This window comes from Ruegeria sp. BC8 (assembly GCF_056535705.1).
In genome coordinates this window covers 3343139-3361214 of sequence record NZ_JBQFIV010000001.1, presented here as the reverse complement: position 1 = coordinate 3361214, position 18076 = coordinate 3343139, and the positions used below count along the sequence as shown (strand labels likewise).

Here is an 18076-nt window from a genome sequence, read left to right as displayed (position 1 = left end):
CTTCAACCGCGCAGAACGCCGCCGGTGGCCTTGGTGACCTTGGCGATGATCTTTTCCGCCACCGCCTCGATGTCTTTTTCCTTCAGCGTGCTGTCGGTCGGCTGAAGCCGGACGGTAATGGCCAGAGATTTCTTGCCCTCGCCCAGGCTGCCGCCGATGAACTCATCGAACACGCGCACCTCTTCGATCAGCGCCTTGTCGGCGCCGGCGGCGGCATTCACCAGCGTCAGCGCCTCGACATCGGCATCGACGACAAAGGCAAAGTCACGCTCGACCGCCTGCAGGTCACGCAGTTCCAGCGCCGAGCGGGTGGTGCCGGATTTGCGCGGCAGCGGCACCTCGTCCGGCCAGATGGTGAAGGCCACGGCCGGGCCCTTGATGTCCAACTGCTGCAGCACGCGCGGATGCAGTTCGCCGAACACGCCCAGCATTTTTTTGGGGCCCAGGCAGATCTTGCCGTGACGGCCCGGATGCCACCAGGCGTCGCCATCGCGCAGGATCTGCACTTTGGCGGGGGCACCTATGGCGGCCAGCACGGCCTCCGCATCGGCCTTGGCGTCAAACACGTCGACCGCGCGGGCGGCGCCGTGCACATCCTTTTGTCCGGTCCGCCCGACCAGAAGGCCTGCGATCTGGGTGCGTTGCTCGCCGGGTTCCCCGTCATGAAAGACCGGGCCGACCTCGAACAGAGCTAGATCGGCAAAGCCGCGCGCCTGGTTGCGCGCCGCGGCCTGCAACAGGCCGGGCAACAGGTCGGGGCGCATGTGGCTCATCTCGGACGAGATCGGGTTTTCCAGCATCGTCGCGTCGTCGCCGCCACCGAACAGCGCGGCCGAAGCCTGATCGATGAAAGTATAGCTGACGCATTCATTGTACCCCAGCGCCGCGCAGGTGCGCCGCGCCATCGACTGACGCCGCTGGGCCGGGGTCATGACCGGCTTGGGAATACCATCCGTGACACGCGGCAGCGGCTTGCCCTGCAGCTTGGTCAGCGAGGCGATGCGGGCGACCTCCTCGACCAGATCGGCCTCGCCCTGGATGTCGGGGCGCCAACTGGGCACATGGGCCATGTCGCCTTCCAGACGGAAACCCAGCCGGGTCAGGGTCTGGCGCTGCTCGCTTTCGGGGATGTCCATGCCCACCAGCGACTGCACCCGCGCCGCATCCAGCCGATAGGCGCGCGAATGGTCCGGCGCCTTGCCAGCCTCGACGACCTTCGAAACCTCGCCGCCGCAGATGTCCAGGATCATCTGGGTCGCGTGCTCCAACCCTTCCAGCGTGTATGCCGGATCGACCCCGCGTTCGAACCGGTACCGCGCGTCCGAGTTGATCTTGAGCGCGCGCCCCGCCAGCGCGATCTGGACATGATCCCAGAAGGCGCTTTCCAAAAACACGTTCACCGTGTCCTCGGTACAGCCGGTCTCTTGCCCGCCCATGATGCCGGCGATGGATTCCGGGCCGTTGTCGTCGGAAATCACCATCATCCCGGGCTGGAGAGTGTATTCCTTTTCGTCCAGCGCCACCAGTTTCTCGCCGCCCTTGGCGCGGTGCACCCGCAGGTTGCCCTTGACCTTGTCGGCGTCAAAGACGTGCAGCGGGCGGTTGCTGTCGAACGTCATGTAGTTGGTGATATCCACCAGGGCCGAGATCGGACGCAGGCCGATCGCCTTCAGCTGATCCTGCAGCCATTGGGGGCTGGGGCCGTTCTTGACGCCGCGGATCAGGCGGCCGGTGAAATGCGGGCAGCCATCCAGCGTGTCGTCGTCGATCGTCACCTTGATCGGGCTTTCGAAATCCCCCGGCACTGGGGCATAGTCGCGCTGCTTCAGCGTGCCCAGACCCCGCGCCGCCAGATCGCGCGCGATGCCTGCAACGCCCAGCGCATCGGGGCGGTTGGGAGTGATGGCGATCTCGATCACCGGGTCGATCTTGGCGGGGTCGTTCTCGGCCAGCCAGTCGACGAACCGCTGGCCCACCTCGCCCGAGGGCAGCTCGATGATGCCGTCATGTTCGTCCGACAGTTCCAGCTCGCGCTCGGACGCCATCATGCCAAAGCTTTCGACGCCGCGGATCTTGCCAACGCTGATCGTCAGATCCAGACCGGGGATATACATGCCCGGCTTGCAGACCACGACGGTGATGCCCTCGCGCGCGTTGGGGGCGCCGCAGATGATCTGCAACTCGCCCACGTCGGTGTCCACTTTGCAGACGCGCAGCTTGTCTGCATCGGGGTGTTTCTCGGCATGTTTCACATAGCCAAGGGTAAAATCCTTGAGCTTGTCGGCCGGGTTGATGACCTCTTCGACCTCGAGCCCGAGATCGGTCAGCGCCTCGGCGATCTCATCAACCGAGGCGTCGGTGTCCAGGTGGTCTTTCAGCCAGGAGAGGGTGAATTTCATTTCTGTTTTCCTGTCCGGTAAGGCGGGCCAGCCCGCCGAATTCTCTTGGGCAGCAGGGCAAGCCCCACGCTATTTCATCGTGACAAGCCACCATGCAGGTTGGGCATGTCCAGCGCCGCAAACCCATAGTGGCGCAGCCAGCGCAGGTCGGAATCAAAGAACGCCCGCAGATCCGGGATGCCGTATTTCAGCATCGCCAGACGATCGATGCCGATGCCGAAGGCAAAGCCCTGATAGACCTCGGGGTCGATCCCGCCGGCGGCGATCACCTTGGGGTGGACCATGCCGCTGCCCAGAATCTCCATCCAGTCGTCGCCCTCGCCGATCTTCAGCTGGCCGCCTTCCCAAGAACAGCGGATATCGACCTCGGCCGAGGGTTCGGTGAACGGGAAATGCGAGGCGCGGAAGCGCAGTTCGACATCGTCGACCTCGAAGAACGCCTTGACGAATTCTTCCAGAACCCATTTCAGGTTCGCCATCGAGATGTCCTTGTCGATGGCCAGCCCTTCGACCTGGTGGAACATCGGCGTGTGGGTCTGGTCATAGTCGGCGCGATAGACACCGCCCGGGCAGATCACGCGGATCGGCGCGCCCTGCTTCTCCATCGAGCGGATCTGAACCGGCGATGTATGGGTGCGCAGCACATGCGGCGGGCGATTGTCGCCCGGCGCGCGGTGCATATAGAACGTGTCCATCTCGGCCCGCGCGGGGTGGTGGCCGGGGATGTTCAGGGCGTCGAAATTGTACCAGTCGGTCTCGATCCGGGGACCTTCGGCGACGGAGAAGCCCAGCTCGGCAAAGATCGCGGTCAGTTCCTCGGTGGCCTGGCTGACCGGGTGGATCGAGCCCTGACGGCGCGGGCGCGCGGGCAGGGTCACGTCCAGCCACTCGGTCCGCAGACGTTCATCCAGCGCGGCATCGGCCAATGCGGCCTTCTTGGCGGCCAGCGCCGAATTGATCTCGTCCTTCAGCGCGTTCAGCGCGGGGCCGGCGACTTGGCGTTCCTCGGGCGTCATCTTGCCCAGTTCGCGCATCTTCAGCGCCACTTCGCCCTTTTTGCCCACCGCGGCCACGCGGATCGCTTCCAGCGTGCTTTCGTCGCCTGCGTCAGCTATCTGACCCAGGTATTTTGCCTTAAGATCGTCCATGACGGTCCCCTGAATTCTGTTGCTGTCCTGCTATCACAGCAGCGCGCGAAAGCAAGAGGGCCGGGCCGCGCGATCAGGTCGCGCGCAGAACCGCTGCCTGTCGATCACACCGGACCGGGCGGATCGTGGGGCCATAGCCCTGCGGATTGGTCTGCAGTTCGGGGAACAGCGCAAACAGTTCGCGCGCGGCCTCCTGCTCCAGCCCCGAGAGAGCCTCCTGCCCCGGAAAGAAGCTCTCGGACACAAGGCCCGATGTGGTGACCAGCTGGTGCCGGTCGAAGAACAGGTGGACGTAGCGGACGATGTCGCAGGGCTGCACGGTGACGGTATCGCCGTTGACCAGCGATTTGGCGGGGACCAGAACCTCATCCTCGCCGAACAGAAGCTGGGCTTGCCAGCCGCCGACAAGAACGCGGTGCTGGGGCGAAACCAGAATGTCCGTCTTGGCGCCCAGAACACCCGCGCGGATGCGCACCGGCGCGAAACGACCCACGCCGCGCACCGTGCGGCCGCCGATCCAGCGAACCCGGCAGGGGCCGTCATCGACGGTCAGGACCGTATTGCCGGGCTGCAGCGTCTCGATCCGGCGCGGCCCCTCGGGGGTATCCACCAGGGTTCCGGCCGTGAAACAGGCGGCCCCGGTATCCCCGGGCGACAAGGGGCCATAGGTCAGCGTGTTAGGATCGGGTTGATTGAACTGCAGGGTCGTCGTGGTCTGGTTCGGCCCGACCAGCACCGGCAGGTTGACCGAAGTTTCCCCGGCCGCCAACCCGTCAACCGCGACGATGTTCTGCGTGCCGCCACCGATGTCGTAGAAATCTATTACCTCACCCGTGGCGGTGTTGGTCAGCGCATAGGCTTCGTAATTGGTTGGGCCGCCACCATCCGGATCGGTCAGGAAGATCGGAAAATCATCGGCCGAGATGACATAGACGATCTCGTTGTTGTCGGGGTCGACGGTGACCTGAACGGAGGGATCGTTGAGTGGGATCTCGATCCCAACCTGCCCGTTCGCCTGATAGAAGGACACGGTGAAATCCGCCGGATCTTCGCCGGGGCGAAGGGACACCTCCAAGAATTCGGACACGCCCGAATTCGCGGCATAGGCATTGGAATAATGCAACTCACTGATACGCGCCATGAAAGCACCACGACCGGAAAACCTGACCCGAATGTATCGCGCAAACGCCGCCGCCGAACAAGGCGCGATCCGGGAATGTGGCTAACAGGCCCCTAATTGCAACAGGTCGCGGTCAGTAGCTGTATTCGGGGTAGATCCGCGTCAGATCGCCCTGCCAGTCGCCGTGGTAATGCTCCAGCAGCTCGTCGGCCGGCACCTTGCCGGACTGGATGCTTTCCTTAAGCGCGTTCAGGAAATGGGTCTCGTCCGGGACCAGCCCGCCTGCACCCGGCCGCGCCCGCGCCTTCAGGCCAGACTCGGCGATGGCCACCACCTCGCGCGCCAGATCGTGCATGTTAATACCGCCGACCTGCGCCTGCAGCCCGTCCCGGGCCGCGGCGACGCGCAGCCCCTCGCGGGTTTCGGCGTCCCAGCCTTTGACCAGATCCCATGCGGCATCCAGCGCGGACTGGTCATAGGTCAGCCCCACCCAGAAGGCGGGCAGCGCGCACAGACGGCGCCACGGGCCGCCGTCGGCCCCGCGCATTTCCATGAATTTCTTGATCCGCGCCTCGGGGAAAGCGGTGGTCAGGTGGTCGGCCCAATCCGAAAGCGTTGGCGTCTCGCCCGGCAGCGCGGGCAGCTTGCCCTGCAGGAAATCGCGGAACGACATGCCCAGGGCGTCAATATATTTACCGTCGCGATAGACGAAATACATCGGCACATCCAAAGCGTACTCGACATAGCGCTCGAACCCGAAGCCGTCCTCGAACACGAAGGGCAGCATGCCGGTGCGCGCGTCATCCAGATGCCGCCAGATGTAGCTGCGCCAGCTTTTGTGGCCGTTGGGCTTGCCCTCGAAGAAGGGCGAGTTGGCAAACAGCGCGGTCGCCACCGGCTGCAGGGCCAGCGCCACGCGCAGCTTCTGCACCATGTCCGCCTCGGACCCGAAATCGATGTTGACCTGAACCGTGCAGGTCCGGCGCATCATGGCGCGGCCCATGTCGCCGACCTTTTCCATGTAGTCATTCATCAGGACATACCGGCCCTTGGGCATCAGCGGCATGTCCTCATGCTTCCAGATCGGTGCGGCGCCCAGCCCGATGAAGCCTACGCCGATCTTATCGGCGATGTCCTTCACGTCGCGCAGATGCGCGTTCACCTCGTCGCAGGTCTCGTGGATGGTCTCCAGCGGAGCGCCTGACAGCTCCAGCTGCCCGCCCGGTTCCAACGAGACGTTGGCCCCGTCCTTTTCCAGCCCGATCAGCTTGCCCGCCTCTTCCACGGGGGTCCAGCCATGCCCGTCGCGCAGCCCATGCAGTACCGCCAGGATCGAGCGTTCGCCTTCGTAGGGCAGCGGCTTCAGCGTGTCCTTGCAATAGCCGAATTTCTCGTGCTCGGTCCCGATGCGCCATTCGCTTTTGGGTTTGCAGCCATCGGCCAGGTATTCGGCCAGTTGTTCGTGGCGTTCGATCGGCCCGCCGCCGGACTGAGGAATGGACATGAACCGTGCTCCGATCCTGAAGTGTCGAGTCGTGGGGGTCAGTGGTGGTCGCAATCTCCCCCGGTGTCAATGCACCGTCAATTCAACCGGATGTGTGCCGGGCGCGAGGGGTGGCGTTCCCAGATGACCACCGGATGCGACGCCCCGCCCTTGAGTTCCGACAGCATCCGCTCGGTCCGCAGCCCCGGCAGGGCCGAGAACACGTCGAACAGTGCCTCGGCACCTTCGGCATTCACGGGAATGTGAAGCGGCGGCTGGCCGGGCTGTTCCAGCACCCAATGCACGGGGCTGGCGGTAGGGTCCAGAGTCAGGCTCTCGATTTCGCGGGTGGCGACGATGCCACCTTCCAGCGGCCCCAGATAGGCAATCTGCCCTTCATCCACCGACACCACGCCCGGCCCGCCCGCGCCCAGCCGGAACCGCGCGCGCTGTACGCCGATCACGGCCAGCGCGACCGAGACCAGCACAAGCACCCAGCCCAGCCAGCCCAGCAACCCGCCCGGACCGCCAATCCAGCTGAGGCCAAGGATCAGAACGAACCCGGCGGCCAGCACCTCGCGCCAGCGCCACAGGGCCAGTTTGGCTTCGGGTCGGATGAAACTCATGACGCGGCCTCCATCTGATCGCTGAACAGGACCAGTGAAAAGGTCCCGGCAGGGGCAAACCCAATAGCAACATAAGCACGCACGGCGGCGTTTGAAGCCGCGAACAGAACGGCCTTGCGCACTCCGGCGGCCCGCGCCTCGGCCAGATGCAGGGCAACGGCGGTGCGGGCATAGGCCCGACCGCGCAGCGCGGGCGGGGTAAACACGCCACCGATCTGGACGGTCTCGGGCAGCGTGGCATTGAAGCCCGTCATGCTGACGGGCTGGCCATCGACCATCAGCAGCCGGTGGGAGTCGCGCTGAATATATCCGTCGATGTCCTTCTGCGCTGCCGCGTGGGCCATGCCCGGGTCGGTGCCCAAGGATTCCAGATGATAGGCCTCGCGCCAGCGGATCAACAGGCTCCGATCCCCATCCGAAAGCGGCACCAGCCTTGCGTTTTCCGCTTGCGGAACGATCAGGTCGCGCAGGTCCAGCGCAAAGGAGGGCTCATCCCGATTCAGATGCGCGGCGCGGTCCTGCCATCCGGCCTGTCGCAGAAACCGGCGGGCTTGCGAAGCCTCGCCCGCCAGCCCCATGATCCGGCGGTCGCGGATCAGAACTGCCGCCGCGGCCAGGTCGGCATCGGAAACATCCGGGCATTGCGGCAGGATCATGCCTTCGTTGGTGATGCCGAACACGCCGCGCAGCGGGTCGCCCAGCATCCACATGCTCATCGCGCGCGGTGCAGGTGCGTTCAGGCCGAACTCTCGCAGGTTGGCCAGCGCGAACATCGAACTTTGCACATGGTCCAGAAGAAACCGTTCGATCGCCGGAACGTCCTGTTGCTGCGCCAGCCGCCACATCAGGACCAGTCCCCCAGCGCCTGTTGCCACAGGGTCATCGCGGCCACCGCCGCCGTATCGGCCCGCAAGATGCGCGCCCCCAGGCTGACCACATGCGTGAACGGCAGATCCTTCAGCCGCTGGCGCTCGGCATCGGAGAACCCGCCCTCGGGGCCGATCAGGATGGCCCAGGGCCGGCCCTTGTCCTGCGCGGCCAGGCGCAGGGCCGACCCGGCCTCGGCCTCGTCGCAGAACATCAGTTGGCGGCCGTCGGGCCAGTTGTCCAACAGCTTGTCCAGCCGCTGCAGGTCGCAGACCTCGGGCACGAAGGTGCCGCCGCATTGCTCGGCCGCCTCGACCGCGTGGGCCTGCAGCCGGTCCTGGCGGATGCGTTCGGAATTGGTGAAGGCGGTCTGCACCGGCATGATCTTGGCGGCTCCCATCTCGGCCGCCTTTTCGACGATGAAATCGGTCCGCGCCTTCTTGATCGGGGCAAACAGCAGCCACAGGTCCGGCGGCAGTTGCAGTGGCCGGGTCTGTTCAAGACAGCTCAGAACACCGCCCCGCTTGCCCGCCTCGGCCACCTGCGCCAGCCACTCGCCATCACGGCCGTTGAACAGGGCCACCTCCCCACCCACGGCCAGACGCATCACGCCGAACAGGTAATGGGCCTGCTCGCGCGTCAAAGGAACCGATTGCCCCGCACCCAAAGGGTGATCTACATACAGCCTGATCTTCGCACTCATGAGACCCTACATATGCAAGGCAATGCCCCAACACCAGACGGTCAGGTCGCCGACGCCGTTACCGGCAACTGGGTCGATACCCGCGCCCCGGCCTTTGCCCGCCCCTATCTGCGGCTGTCGCGCGCGGACCGGCCGATCGGGACGTGGCTGCTGCTGATCCCGTGCTGGTGGGGCCTGGCGCTGGCGATCCTTCATGACGGTCAGCCGCGGTGGGGCGATCTGTGGATTGCCGTGGGGTGCGCGGCCGGGGCCTTTCTGATGCGCGGCGCGGGCTGCACCTGGAACGACATCACCGACCGCAAGTTCGACGCGCAGGTCGCACGCACGCGTTCGCGGCCCATCCCCTCGGGTCAGGTCAGCGTGCGGCAGGCGGTGATCTGGATGGGCATCCAATGCCTTCTGGCGCTGGCGATCCTGCTGACCTTCAACCAGGCGGCCATCGCGATGGGTGTCCTGTCGCTGCTGCCGGTGACGATCTATCCCTATGCCAAGCGCTTCACCTGGTGGCCGCAGGTGTTTCTGGGGCTGGCCTTCAACTGGGGCGCCCTGCTGGCATGGGCGGCGCATCGCGGCACGGTCGAATGGCCCGCGATCCTGCTGTACCTGTCCGGTATCGCCTGGACGCTGTTCTACGACACGATCTATGCCCACCAGGACGCCGAGGATGACGAGCTGATCGGCATCAAGTCCACCGCGCGTCTGTTCGGGACCGACACCGCGAAATGGCTGAAGTATTTCCTTGTGGCGACCGTGGCGCTGATGGGGCTGGCCATCGTCGAGGCCGCGCTGCCCAATGCCAGCGTGCTGGCGCTGGTCGTGGCCATCGGTGGACCTTGGGCAATGGGGTGGCACATGGCGTGGCAACTGCGCGGGCTGGACATCGAAGACAACGCGAAACTGCTGCAGCTGTTTCGCGCCAACCGGGACACCGGCCTTATTCCGCTCATCTTCCTTTGCGTCGCATTGCTCCTCTGATTGCACCTCGGTACCGGTGCCTGTAAGAGTCCCGCCCAATGGCCCGAGGAGATAAGAAACCGCTCATGCGCTTGCCGTATTTCCTGACATCAGCCCTGATCTTTGTCGTGTCGGCGGGGGTCTGTCTGCTGGCCGCCGGATTCGCGGTGACCAAGATCGAAGAAACCTCGGAAACTGCCGTTCGAAATGCACTGAGCATGCAGGGCCACGAGTGGGCCGAAGTGCAGGCGGATGGGCTGCGCGTTGTCCTGACCGGTACTGCCCCGGACGAGGCCACCCGATTCAACGCGCTGACCGCGGCCGGTACACAGGTCGACACCTCTCGGGTGATCGACGAGATGGACATTGCCCCGACGGCTGACCTGACTCCGCCCAAATTCTCGGCCGAAATTCTCCGGAACGACAGCGGCATTTCCGTGATCGGGTTGGTTCCGGCCAGCGTGGATCGCAACGCACTGATGGCCCGGCTGCAGAAGCTAGACCCGCAGGCGCGGGTGTCGGACCTGCTTGAGACCGCAGACTACAAGAAACCCAAAGGCTGGGACGACGCGATATCCTATGCCATCCTTGCCCTGTCCAAGCTGCCGCGGGCCAAGGTTTCCGCCAGCCCCGACCTGGTCAAGATCACTGCCATCGCCGACAGCCAGCAGGAAAAAGAACGGCTGGAACAAGAGCTGACACGCGCCGCGCCGCCCAGCTTGCGCATCGGTCTGGCGATTTCGGCACCGCGCCCGGTGATCACTCCGTTCACCCTGCGCTACCTGATTTCGGAAGATGGCGGACAGTTCGACGCCTGTTCGGCACAGGATGAAAAGGCGCGCGACACCATTGTAGCGGCCGCGCAGGATGCCGGCCTGTCAGGGCCCTATACCTGCACGATCGGCCTGGGTGTGCCATCGCCCCGATGGGCACAGGCCGCTGAACTGAGTATTCGGGCTCTGTCCGAGATCGGGCAAGGATCGGTCACGATGTCGGATGCCGACATCACGCTGATTGCTGAACCGAACACCAGCCCGGCCACATTCGACAAGGTCGTGGGCGAGTTGGAGAACGCCCTGCCCGAAGTGTTCGCCCTGCACGCGGTTCTGCCCGAACCAGAAAACAACGAACAGGCCGGACCTGTGGAATTCACCGCCACCCGCAGCCCGGAAGGCCTGGTACAATTGCGCGGCCGTCTGGGCGACGATTTGCAGCGCGACATGATCGACAGCTACGCCCGGGCTGCCTTCGGATCCGATCAGGTTCACAGTGCCGCCCGCGTGGTCGACCAGATGCCGCAGGATTGGCCCGTACGCGTTCTGGCGGGGCTGGAATCCTTGTCCTGGCTGAACAACGGCGTGCTGACCGTAACGCCTGACAAGGTCGAGTTGACAGGCGTCAGCCATGATGAAGACGCCAAGGCACAGATCGCGGGCCTGCTGTCCGACAAGCTGGGCGATGCGCAGGACTTTGACCTGTCGATCACCTATCAGCCCCCGCCCGAACCCGAAGACGCGCTGCCAGACCCCGAGCAGTGCGAAAGTCGCATCGCCGAGGTTCAGGAAACCCGCAAAATCACGTTCGAGCCCGGATCGGCTACGGTTTCATCAGAGTCCCGCGACAGTCTGAACCAGATTGCCGAGATCCTGCGCGAATGCGGACCGATCCGGATTGAAATCCAGGGTCATACCGACAGCCAGGGCCGTGAAGAGATGAACCAGCAACTGAGCCAGTCACGCGCCCAGTCCATCCTGAACGAATTGCGCGCCCGCCGGGTGCCGACGAAAAGCTACTCGGCCGCAGGCTACGGTGAAACGCAGCCCATTGCAGACAATGACACCGAAGACGGGCGCGAGAAAAACCGGCGCATCGAATTCCGGCTGATCCGGCCCGAGCCGGTCGCCAATCAGGAAACCGGTCTGGAAGCATTGGAGACCCAGACAAGCGCAACCGAACCTGCGCCAACAGAAGAAGAAGCATCCGAAACGGATGCAGGGGACCAGTAAGTTGAACAGAACCGAATTCATCATCGCCACCGCCGTCATCCTGTTCGCCGCCTTCTGCATGGGCTGGTTCGCCAACTGGCTGGTGCACCGCCTGTCGCGCGTGCGCCAATCCGACGTGGCTGATCTGGACCGCATGAGCCAGGAGCTGCACGAGGCTGAGGAAACCCGCGATCAGGCGATCACCTATCTGCAGCAGCGCGAGGCCGAGCTGACTAATCAGCTGACCCAGACCGAGGCCGAGCTGGCCGCGGCCATGGACGGGCTGCGCGCCGCCCGCCAGGAAGCCGAGGAATTGCGCGGCCGGATCAACAACGCCGACTGAGCGCCTACCAGCGCGACAGCGCGTCCTCGTCCTTGTCCTTGGCGGCAACCCACTCGGCGCCCGAACCTGTGATTTCCTTCTTCCAGAACGGGGCGCGGGATTTCAGGTAATCCATCAGGTATTCTGCAGCCTCGAACGCATCCTTGCGATGCGGGGCTGCCGTTGCGACCATCATGATCCGGTCACCCGGGGCCAGCCGGCCATGGCGATGGATCACCAGCACGTCGCCCAGCGACCACCGGGTCTTGGCTTCCTCGGCGATCTTGGCGATGGCGCGTTCGGTCATGCCGGGATAATGCTCGATCTCCATGCAGGCCAGATCGCTCTGGGCCAGATCGCGCACGACGCCGGTAAAGGTGACGATGGCGCCATTGGCCGTGTCGCCCGCGGCAAAGGCATTGGCCTCGACCCCCAGATCGAACGGTTCTTGCTGGACGGAGATCCGCATCGCCCTAGCCGCCGGTCATGGGCGGGAAAAAGGCCACTTCGCGGACGCCAACCAGGGGCGCGTCGAAATCCGACAGTTCCTGATCCAGCGCGACCCGCAGGGCCGACAGGTCGGCAAAGGCCGCGGCATAGCGGTCTTCGCGGGCGCTGAGTTCGGCCACCAGATCGGAGACCGTAGCTGCGGTGGTTTCGACCTTTTCCTTCGGTACGCCAATCCGCTCGCGGACCCAGGCGAAATACAGAACATCCATGCGTCAGCCCTCCTTCAGATGGGGCATGGCTTTACGTAGGTAGTCGTAGCCGGTGATCAATGTCAGCGTCGCCGCGATCCACAGCAGCCACAACCCGATGCGGCCCGACCAGAACATGCCATCCAGCTTCCATTGCAGGCCCGAGATGTCCTCGACCTGGCCCGACAGGATTTGGTCGATCAGCGCGGCATCCATGCCGAAGGTGGACATGACGAAATAGTGCTCGAAAATGCCCTGCGAAAACAGCACGGCGATCGCCACCATCTGCGCGGTCGTCTTCCATTTGGCCAGCTTGGTGACCTTGAGCGTTCCGGCCACGTCGCCCAGATACTCGCGCAGGCCCGAGACGAAGACCTCGCGGAACAGGATCACGGTGGCGGGTAGCACCAGCCAGGGCGTCCAGTGCTCGGTCGAATAGCCGACCAGGATCATCAGTGCGATCACCACCATCGCCTTGTCGGCAATCGGGTCCAGCATCGCGCCCATCTTGGTTTCCTGCTTCCACGCGCGCGCCAGATAGCCGTCGAACCAATCGGTTATGGCCGCCGACAGGAACAGGATCAGCGCGAACCAATCCGCGTAGGGCCGTGTGAAATACAGAAACATCACCGCCAGGCCGGGCGCGGCCAGTAGGCGCAGCAAAGTCAGAATATTCGGCAGGTTCCACTTCATGCGCTGGACCCTACAACCATGGCCGGGAACAGAAAAGACGGCACGACAAAAAACTGCCAAGAACACAGGTGTTTGGACCACGACAGGTCAGACCGTCGCAGGCGGAGGATCGACGACCGTTTCCCCCTTGGCGCGGCGCGAAGAACGGGTCAGGTTGCGCGGGTATCGGCACATCAGGAAAGATCCGCCCCGTGACCTCACATATCAGAACCGATGCGCGCGCCAATCTGATCGGCAGCGCCTGGATGATCGCGGCCATGGCCGGGTTCGCCCTGGAGGACGCGCTGTTGAAAAGTGCCGCCAAGGTGCTGCCCATCTGGCAGGTTCTGGTGCTGTTCGGACTGGGCGGGGCGTTGATTTTCGCCGGGGCCGCGTTGCTACAGGGGCGGCGGTTGCTGCACCCCGATGTCCTGTCCAAGCCGATGAAGATCCGGGTGCTGTTCGAAGTCTTCGGCCGCCTGTTCTATGTGCTGGCCATCGCCCTGACGCCGCTGTCCTCGGCCACGGTGATCCTGCAGGCAACGCCGCTGGTGGTGGTGGCGGGTGCCGCGCTGTTTTTCGGGGAAACCGTCGGCTGGCGGCGCTGGAGTGCCATTCTGGTCGGATTGATCGGAGTGGTGATCATCATCCAGCCAACCGGAGACAGTTTCTCGGCCCTGTCCATTCTTGCGGTACTGGGAATGCTGGGCTTTGCCGGCCGCGATCTGGCCAGCCGCGCCGCCCCCGCCACGTTGGGCACCACCGTTCTTGGGTTTTATGGCTTTCTGTCAATTGTCGTCGCCGGTGGACTGTACCGGGCTTTCGAAGGCGCCGCCGCGGTGCCGGTGGACGCCCGAGCCGCCCTGCACCTGACTGGAGCCGTGGTGATGGGCGCGGTGGCCTATTCTTCGCTGATGCTGGCCATGCGGACGGGTGAAGTGTCGGCCGTAACTCCGTTTCGCTATACCCGCCTTCTGTTCGGCATCGGGCTGGGCGTACTGATATTCGACGAGCATCTGGACCAGACCATGTGGCTGGGCAGCGCGCTGATCGTGGCCTCGGGGCTTTACATCCTGTGGCGCGGGCGCCAGCGGCCTCAGCCCTTTTCGTGAAAGAAATCATAGACCTTCTGCGCCAGACCGGCCGAGATCCCGTCCACGGCCTTCAGATCCGCCAGATTGGCACGGCTGACCGCCTTTGCGCTGCCGAAATGCGCCAGCAGCGCGCGTTTGCGGGCCGCGCCGACGCCGGGGATTTCATCCAGAGGCGTCGCTCCCATCGCCTTGGCCCGTTTGGCGCGGTGGGTACCGATAGCAAAGCGGTGCGCCTCGTCCCGTAGCCGCTGAATAAAATACAGCACCGGGTCGTTACGCTTCAGGGCAAAGGGGCGCTGGCCGATGCGGTAGAACTCTTCCTTGCCGTGGTCCCGATCGACGCCCTTGGCCACACCGACCATCGGGATGTCCTCGACCCCGTGCGACTGCATGATCTCGTGCACGGCGCTCACCTGCCCCGCGCCCCCGTCGATCAGCAGCAGATCGGGCCACAGGCCCTTGTCGCGGTCGGGGTCCTCTTTCAGCAGGCGGGTGAAGCGTCGGGTCAGCACCTCTTTCATCATGCCGAAATCGTCGCCCGGCGTCAGGTCGTCGCCGCGGATGTTGAACTTGCGATAGGCGTTCTTCATGAACCCCTCGGGCCCGGCCACGATCATCGCGCCAACCGCGTTGGTGCCCTGGATATGCGAGTTGTCATAGACCTCGATCCGGTTCGGCGGCGCGTCCAGATCGAAGGCCTCGGCCAGACCGCGCAGCAGCTTGGCCTGCGTCGCGCTTTCCGACATGCGGCGTGCCAGCGCCTCGCGCGCGTTGCGCAGCGCGCCCGAGACCAGCTCGAGCTTTTCGCCCCGCTGCGGCACCAGGATCTCGACTTTGCGACCGGCCTTTTCCGACAGGGCTTGCTGCATCAGGTCGGCGTTCTCGATCGCGTCCGACAGGATCAGTTGGCGCGGCGGTTCCTTGTTGTCGTAGAACTGGCCCAGAAAGGCCTCCATCACCTCGGCCGGGGAGACGTCGGGGCCGACCCGCGGATAGAAATCTCGGTTGCCCCAGTTCTGATTGGCGCGGATGAAGAACACCTGAACGCAGGCCTGCCCGCTGTCCATATAGAGGCCGATCACATCCGCCTCGGCCACTCCGCGCGGGTTGATACCCTGCGCTGTCTGCACCTGCGTCAGCGCGCGGATCCGGTCGCGCAAGGCGGCGGCGCGCTCGAACTCCATCGCGTCCGAGGCTTCCTGCATCTGCGCGGCTAGTTCCTCCTGGATCCGGGTCGAGCGGCCGGACAGGAACCGCTCGGCATCGCGCACGCTTTCGGCATAATCGGCCTGCGAAATCATACCCACGCACGGCCCCGAGCAGCGCTTGATCTGATAGAGCAGGCAGGGCCGGGTGCGACTGTCGAACATCGAATCCGAGCAGTTGCGCAGCAGAAACGCCTTCTGCAGCTGGTTCAGCGTGCGGTTCACCGCGCCCGCACTGGCGAAGGGGCCGAAATAGGCGCCCTTTTCCTTCTTGGCCCCGCGATGTTTCTTGATCTGCGGAAATGGGTGGTCCTTGGCCACCAGAATGTTGGGAAAGCTTTTGTCGTCGCGCAGCAGCACGTTGTATTTGGGCTTGAGCTGCTTGATCAGGTTCTGCTCCAGCAGCAGCGCCTCGGTCTCGGTCCGAGTGGTCAGGAACATCATCGACGCGGTCGAGGCGATCATCCGCTCGATCCGGCCGGAATGTCCCGGGCGGGTGTAGTTCGACACCCGCGCCCGCAGGTTGCGCGCCTTGCCGACATACAGAACCCGGCTGTCCGCATCGAGCATCCGATAGACACCCGGCGAACTGTCCAGCGTCTTCACGTATTTCTGGATGCAAGCATAGCCGGTCGGCTGAGGCTGGGATTGAGGGGCGCTGTCGGCGGTCATGAGAGAGAGATACGATTCTCTGACCGTGGCTGCAATCTTGCGCGCCTCAGATCAAGAGAAAACAAATCCACGATTCTTGTGGATAACTGTGCGGACAACTTTCCCTGCACCGTGATTTTTCCTTGAATCCTTGTGTTTTCACTGCGTTGCACAATAAATAGGCACAATTTTAACACGTTGATTATAAGCGATATTTTTATTCTCGTTTTACAAGTGTATGAAAAAAAAGATATTTTTGTAACGAACCTGTAACAGGATCGAGAGCGGTGCAAAACTTGCAGGGGCAATACCTATTCAAGGCCCACTACATCAGGCGTTTGCCAGCCCAGATGCTGGCCGCCATCAACGCACAAAAGCTGGCCCGTGACCGCATGTGCGTCCAGAAAATACCCAAGGGCCGCGTTGATATCCGACGGGTTTGCGCCGCGTTCCAGGACCGTGTTTTCGCGTTGGGTCTTGAAGTGCTGGGGGCTTTGCCGGTGACCCTGCAGGGTTGGACCCGGCCCAATGGCATTGACGCGAATGGCTGGCGTCAGTGCCTGGGCCGCCGTCCGGGTCAATGCCCATAGCCCCATCTTGGCGATGGTGTAGGACATGAACTCAGGCGTCAGTTTGCGCACCCGCATGTCGACCATATTCACGATCAAGCCGGTCGCGACGGGTTCGTCATTCTCATCCATCTCGGGTTCCAGACCCTGGCTTGCCATGGCCTGCGTCAGCACGAAGGGCGCGCGCAGGTTGCTGTCCATGTGGCGATCCCAGCTTTGCCGGGTGGCAGTGCGGATGTTGTCGTATTCGAAGATCGACGCATTGTTGACAAGACAGGTGATCGGACCGCCCAGCGCCTCGGCCGCGCGCGGCAAAAGGGTCTGCACCTGATCCTCGTCCAGCAGATCGGCCTGCAGCGCCACGGCATTGCGGCCCATCGACTGGATCTCGGACACGGTCTCGGCAGCGGCAGCGCCCGAGGTTGCGTGGTGCACGGCAACGTCCATGCCACGTTTTGCCAGGTACAACGCCATGGCCCGCCCCAGTCGAATGCCGGCGCCGGTCACCAGTGCTCGGGTCATGAAGGGGCTCCTTTCAGTCAGATCAGGCCAACAGGATCACGACATATGTGACGTAAAGCAGCGTCAAGATGAACCCCCAGACCCGGGTGATGTCTTGCTTGAAGAAAACGAACGGGATCAGCAGCAGGGACGAGCCCAGCATGACCCAAAGATCGAATTGCAGGAATTCGGGGTCCACGGGGATGCGCCCGAACAGCGTGGCGATACCGACAATGCCCAGAAGGTTGAACATGTTCGAACCGATGACGTTGCCCAGAGCAACATCGGCCTGCCGGCGCAACGCGGCCATGACGGTAGTCGCAAGTTCAGGAAGCGAGGTTCCGACCGCGACCAGCGTCAGCCCGATCACCGTTTCACTGACCCCGTAGGTCCGCGCAATGATGGTCGCGTTGTCGACTAGAAGATGCGCGCCCATCGGCAGGCCAATCAGCCCCAGCACCAGATACAGCGACACCTTCCAGTACGGCATGTCCGGGTCGGCCTCTTCCAGCGCTTCCAGATCCTGCTCTTCCGAGCAGGAGTTGCGATGCGCGTGCGCTTCTCGGAAGGCGTTGAGCAGGATCAGAGCCAACCCCGCCAGCAGGATTGCCCCGCTGAACAGGTTGAATTCCCCGCAAAAGGCCAAACCGATGAACAGAACCGAGGCCAGCAACATGAAGATGTAGTTTCTGCGCGTGTTGCATTCGCTGCTGTGGATCGTGGCCAGCAAGGCCGGCAAACCCAAGACCAGCAGGATGTTGGCCGTGTTCGAACCGACGACATTGCCCAACGCGATACCGGGCGCATTTTCCTCGATGGCCTTGATGGCAATCAGAAGCTCAGGCGCCGAGGTACCGAAGGCCACGATCGTCAGGCTGACGATTAGGGCGGGAACACCCAGACGCAGGCTGAGATTCACCGCACCCCGCACCAGCGCGTCACCGGCCAACAGCAGGATCAACAAGCCAAGACCGGAAAGCAGCCAGGCCGTCATCGACGCCCTCCTTGCTCACATGTGCAGGGGCCCTTGCCGATCCGGAATCGACCGCAGCGCGGACATTTCGCGGAGTTCAATCGCT

Annotated in this window: 17 protein-coding genes; 4 read left to right on the top strand and 13 right to left on the bottom strand. The window is 63.7% G+C overall.

Features of this window, described 5'->3' with window-relative positions; translation table 11 throughout:
• Positions 1-2: 2 nt before the first annotated feature.
• The 7 genes from pheT to ACR3EK_RS16885 form a co-directional block, all read right to left on the bottom strand.
• Positions 3-2399: a phenylalanine--tRNA ligase subunit beta gene (gene pheT, locus ACR3EK_RS16915; RefSeq protein WP_480633979.1), complete on the bottom strand. Its 2397-nt coding sequence runs from the start codon at positions 2397-2399 to the stop codon at positions 3-5.
• 74 nt (positions 2400-2473) lie between these two features.
• On the bottom strand, positions 2474-3547 hold the full coding sequence (pheS, locus tag ACR3EK_RS16910; protein WP_093963563.1) for a phenylalanine--tRNA ligase subunit alpha: 1074 nt from the start codon (positions 3545-3547) through the stop codon (positions 2474-2476).
• A gap of 73 nt (positions 3548-3620) precedes the next feature.
• A complete protein-coding gene (locus ACR3EK_RS16905; protein WP_480633978.1) occupies positions 3621-4688 on the bottom strand; it encodes a Hint domain-containing protein in 1068 nt (355 codons plus the stop codon).
• Positions 4689-4800: 112 nt separating this feature from the next.
• A complete protein-coding gene (locus ACR3EK_RS16900) occupies positions 4801-6171 on the bottom strand; it encodes a glutamate--cysteine ligase (protein ID WP_480633977.1) in 1371 nt (456 codons plus the stop codon).
• 77 nt (positions 6172-6248) lie between these two features.
• Positions 6249-6776, bottom strand: a complete 528-nt coding sequence (locus tag ACR3EK_RS16895; RefSeq protein WP_480633976.1) for a hypothetical protein — start codon at positions 6774-6776, stop codon at positions 6249-6251.
• Complete coding sequence (locus tag ACR3EK_RS16890; protein ID WP_480633975.1) at positions 6773-7621, bottom strand: GNAT family N-acetyltransferase; 849 nt, start codon at positions 7619-7621, stop codon at positions 6773-6775. The genes ACR3EK_RS16895 and ACR3EK_RS16890 overlap by 4 nt, the downstream gene beginning before the upstream one ends.
• Positions 7621-8346 carry a 16S rRNA (uracil(1498)-N(3))-methyltransferase gene (locus tag ACR3EK_RS16885; protein ID WP_480633974.1) on the bottom strand — a complete coding sequence of 242 codons (726 nt, stop codon included), beginning with the start codon at positions 8344-8346 and terminating at the stop codon, positions 7621-7623. The genes ACR3EK_RS16890 and ACR3EK_RS16885 overlap by 1 nt, the downstream gene beginning before the upstream one ends.
• 12 nt (positions 8347-8358) lie before the next feature.
• On the opposite strand from ACR3EK_RS16885, the gene ubiA reads away from it, so the two are divergent.
• The 3 genes from ubiA to ACR3EK_RS16870 all read left to right on the top strand — a co-directional run bounded on the left by ubiA (position 8359) and on the right by ACR3EK_RS16870 (position 11628).
• Positions 8359-9321, top strand: a complete 963-nt coding sequence (gene ubiA / locus ACR3EK_RS16880; protein WP_480633973.1) for a 4-hydroxybenzoate octaprenyltransferase — start codon at positions 8359-8361, stop codon at positions 9319-9321.
• A 65-nt stretch (positions 9322-9386) separates the two neighbouring features.
• On the top strand, positions 9387-11306 hold the full coding sequence (locus ACR3EK_RS16875; protein ID WP_170359987.1) for an OmpA family protein: 1920 nt from the start codon (positions 9387-9389) through the stop codon (positions 11304-11306).
• Position 11307: 1 nt separating this feature from the next.
• Entirely contained in the window at positions 11308-11628 is a 321-nt protein-coding gene (locus tag ACR3EK_RS16870) for a hypothetical protein (RefSeq protein WP_093963571.1), read from the top strand.
• 4 nt (positions 11629-11632) lie between these two features.
• On the opposite strand, the gene ACR3EK_RS16865 is transcribed toward ACR3EK_RS16870, so the two are convergent.
• The 3 genes from ACR3EK_RS16865 to pgsA are packed head-to-tail and all read right to left on the bottom strand — an operon-like array spanning position 11633 to position 12998.
• Positions 11633-12076 carry a molybdenum cofactor biosynthesis protein MoaE gene (locus ACR3EK_RS16865; protein WP_480633972.1) on the bottom strand — a complete coding sequence of 148 codons (444 nt, stop codon included), beginning with the start codon at positions 12074-12076 and terminating at the stop codon, positions 11633-11635.
• A gap of 4 nt (positions 12077-12080) precedes the next feature.
• On the bottom strand, positions 12081-12326 hold the full coding sequence (gene moaD / locus ACR3EK_RS16860; protein ID WP_170596161.1) for a molybdopterin converting factor subunit 1: 246 nt from the start codon (positions 12324-12326) through the stop codon (positions 12081-12083).
• Positions 12327-12329: 3 nt separating this feature from the next.
• The gene (pgsA, locus tag ACR3EK_RS16855; RefSeq protein WP_170342342.1) at positions 12330-12998 is read right to left on the bottom strand and encodes a CDP-diacylglycerol--glycerol-3-phosphate 3-phosphatidyltransferase; all 669 of its coding nucleotides are present in this window, start codon (positions 12996-12998) and stop codon (positions 12330-12332) included.
• Positions 12999-13189: 191 nt separating this feature from the next.
• Between pgsA and ACR3EK_RS16850 the strand changes: the two genes are divergently transcribed.
• Positions 13190-14089 (top strand): DMT family transporter, encoded by a 900-nt coding sequence (locus ACR3EK_RS16850; RefSeq protein WP_480633971.1) that lies wholly within the window; start codon positions 13190-13192, stop codon positions 14087-14089.
• On the opposite strand, the gene uvrC is transcribed toward ACR3EK_RS16850, so the two are convergent.
• From uvrC to ACR3EK_RS16835, 3 genes are all read right to left on the bottom strand, one after another.
• Entirely contained in the window at positions 14074-15948 is a 1875-nt protein-coding gene (gene uvrC, locus ACR3EK_RS16845; protein ID WP_480633970.1) for an excinuclease ABC subunit UvrC, read from the bottom strand. The two genes, ACR3EK_RS16850 and uvrC, sit on opposite strands and share 16 nt — an antisense overlap.
• A gap of 290 nt (positions 15949-16238) precedes the next feature.
• On the bottom strand, positions 16239-17018 hold the full coding sequence (locus ACR3EK_RS16840; RefSeq protein WP_170342348.1) for an SDR family oxidoreductase: 780 nt from the start codon (positions 17016-17018) through the stop codon (positions 16239-16241).
• Between the two features lie 22 nt (positions 17019-17040).
• On the bottom strand, positions 17041-17991 hold the full coding sequence (locus ACR3EK_RS16835; RefSeq protein ID WP_170365514.1) for a calcium/sodium antiporter: 951 nt from the start codon (positions 17989-17991) through the stop codon (positions 17041-17043).
• Positions 17992-18076 lie beyond the last annotated feature (85 nt).